2 protein-coding genes are annotated in these 2,673 nt (G+C 69.8%); one reads left to right on the top strand and one right to left on the bottom strand.

Annotated elements, in window-relative coordinates; all coding sequences use genetic code 11:
* The first annotated feature begins 11 nt into the window (after positions 1-11).
* On the top strand, positions 12-1,559 hold the full coding sequence (locus MHY20_RS11445) for an FGGY family carbohydrate kinase (protein WP_239376891.1): 1,548 nt from the start codon (positions 12-14) through the stop codon (positions 1,557-1,559).
* A gap of 77 nt (positions 1,560-1,636) precedes the next feature.
* Here the strand turns inward: MHY20_RS11445 and MHY20_RS11440 are convergent, their stop codons facing one another.
* Positions 1,637-2,581 carry an ABC transporter substrate-binding protein gene (locus tag MHY20_RS11440; RefSeq protein WP_239376889.1) on the bottom strand — a complete coding sequence of 315 codons (945 nt, stop codon included), beginning with the start codon at positions 2,579-2,581 and terminating at the stop codon, positions 1,637-1,639.
* Positions 2,582-2,673 lie beyond the last annotated feature (92 nt).

The following is a 2,673-nucleotide window of genomic DNA, read 5'->3' as shown; positions in this document are numbered from 1 at the left end:
AAGGTGACCTGATGACGCGCTCCCCCGCCACCCCCACAGCCCCGGTGGTGTTCGGCATCGACATCGGCACCAGCAGCACCAAGGGCGTCCTCGTCACCCCGGCCGGTGAGATCATCGCCCAGGCCGTCCGCGAGCACGAGGTGCAGCGGCCCGCCCCCGGGCATGTCGAGATGGACGCGGAGACCTGGTGGCAGGAGCTGCGGGACATCGCCGCCGAACTCATCGACCCCCAGGCGCATGACGTGCTCGCCGTCGGAGTCTCCGGCATGGGGCCCTGCACTGTTCTCGCGGACGCCGACGGCACCCCGACCCGCCCCGCGATCCTCTACGGCGTGGACACCCGCTCCACCGACCAGATCGCCGCGCTGAACGACCGGTTCGGCAGCGACGAGATCCTCCGCCTCGGCGGCAGCCGCCTCTCCACCCAGGCCGCCGGCCCGAAGATCCAGTGGGTGCGGGACAACGAACCCGACGTGTTCGAACGCTCCACCCGACTGTTCATGGCCGCCTCCTTCCTCGCGCACCGCCTGACCGGCGCGTACGTCCTGGACCACCACAGCGCCAGCCAGGCAACACCGCTGTACCGCGCCGATCAGCAGCAGTGGAGCAGGGAGCACTGGGACCAGGTCGCGCCCGGCATCGAGCAGCCGCGCCTGCTGTGGGCCGGGGAGAGGGCCGGTGAGGTCACCGCGGCAGCAGCCGAGCAGGTTCCGGGACTGTGGGAGGGCACTCCTGTGATCGCCGGCAGCATCGACGCCTGGACCGAAGCCGTCAGCGTGGGCGGGCACCACGTGGGCGACCTCTTCCTCATGTACGGCACCACGTTCTTCCTCATCGCCACTGCCGACCGCCCGATGCGGTCGGAGACGATGTGGGGCACCGCCGGGGCGTTCTGCGACACGTGGAACCTCGCCGGCGGTATGGCCACCTCCGGCGCCATCACGAACTGGCTGCGCGACCTCGTCAGCACCGGCGAGGACCGGGCCGACTGGGCGCAGCTGATCGCCGAAGCCGAAGCGTCACCGCCCGGTGCCCACGGCCTCCTGCTGCTGCCGTACTTCGCTGGGGAGCGCACCCCCATCCAGGACCCGGAGGCGCGCGGAGTGCTCGCCGGGGTGACCGTGTCCCACACCCGCGGCGACGTGTACCGCGCGATCCTCGAAGCCACCGCGTTCGCGGTCCGGCACAACCTGGAGTCGCTGCGGGAGGCCGGGATTGAGGTGACGCGGGTCGTGGCGGCGGGCGGCGGCACCCAGGGCGGGCTGTGGACCCAGATCGTCTCCGACGTCACCGGCCTCACCCAGGTCATCCCCACCACCACGATCGGCGCGTCCTACGGGGCGGCGTTCCTCGCCGTGCAGATGCTCGCCGACTCCCCGAACGCCCCCGTGGCGCCGCCGAGGATCGAGGACTGGAACCCGCCCACGCGCATCGAGGCCCCGGACCCGGAGGCCCACCGGCACTATTCGCAGATGTACGAGCTGTACCTCGAACTGCACCGCTCCACCGAGGTCATCCAGCACAGCCTCGCCGCGCTGCAGGCGCTCAGCGACCGCTGACGGGCAGCACCCGTCGGCCCGGCAGGGCCACTCAGCCCCGGCGCCGGCCGACGGGCCCGCTCAGCAACAGATGAGGCTCAGAGCAGCCCCTGCTTCTTCAGCCACTTCTCCGCCACGACCGACGCCTTCGCCCCCGAATCCACGCTGTCCGTGTTCAGGGCGATCAGCTCATCGGTGGTGAGCTTCGCGATCACGCCCTCCACCGCCTTCTTGTGCGCGTCCTCCAGGGCGCTCTTCGCCAGCGGCACCACGTTCTGCGGCAGGATCAGGCTCTTCGGGTCCTCCAGCGTCACGAAGCCGTTCTTCTTGATCGCCGGGTCCGCGGAGTAGATGTCGGCGAGCTGCACATCGCCGTCCAGCAGCGCCTTCACGGTGAGGGGGCCGCCGGAGTCCTCCACGCCCACCACGGACACGTCCGCGCCGTACACCTTCTTCAGACCCTTCGGTCCGTACGGGCGCGCCTCGAACTCACTGTTCGCGGCGACCTTCAGATCCTTGATGCCGGCGAGGTCGCCCAGCTGCTTGAGCGAATGCTCCTTCGCGAACTCAGCGGTCGTGTTGATGGAGTCCTGATCGGCGGCCTCCGCGAACGCCAGCGCCTCCCAGCCCTTCGGCATGGACTCACCGAGTGCCTTGTGGATCTCCTCCGCCGTTTTCGCGGTCGCGTCCTTCTGGAAGTACTGCAGGGTGTTGCCGAGGTACTCCGGGAACAGGTCGATCTTCCCCGCCTCGATCTCCGACATGTACACCTCGCGCTGACCGATCCGGTACTGGCGGTCCACGGTGCCGCCCGCCTTCTCGATCACGAGGGCGAACAGTTCGGCGATCACTTCGTTGGAGTAGTAGTCCTGGCTGCCGATGCGCACAGCCTTGCCGACCTTCTGATCACCGCCGCCGGAGTCACCGGAGGAGTCCTTGTCCTTCAGGGGGTCACTGCCGGCGCCGCAGGCGGCGAGAGCAGCGGCGGCGGTTCCTGCGAGGGCGGCGGCGCCGAGGCCGCGGCGGGTGAAGCGAGGTTCCATGATCAGGGGTCCTTTCGAGGGGGGGGGTCCCTATGTTTCGAGTCAAGCCGCGAGAGCGGTCGGCTCGGGGGTAGGGGCGGTTGTCGGTGGCT

Origin of the sequence: Helcobacillus sp. ACRRO (assembly GCF_022347125.1) — a bacterium.
Lineage (GTDB): Bacteria > Actinomycetota > Actinomycetes > Actinomycetales > Dermabacteraceae > Helcobacillus > Helcobacillus massiliensis.
The sequence above is the reverse complement of the archived record's forward strand: the minus strand, read 5'-3'. Positions and strand labels throughout refer to the sequence as shown.

Coding starts and splice junctions, on each gene's coding strand:
- MHY20_RS11445 (WP_239376891.1), top strand. CDS start 12: ATGACGCGCTCCCCCGCCACCCCCACAGCCCCGGTGGTGTTCGGCATC.
- MHY20_RS11440 (WP_239376889.1), bottom strand. CDS start 2,581: ATGGAACCTCGCTTCACCCGCCGCGGCCTCGGCGCCGCCGCCCTCGCA.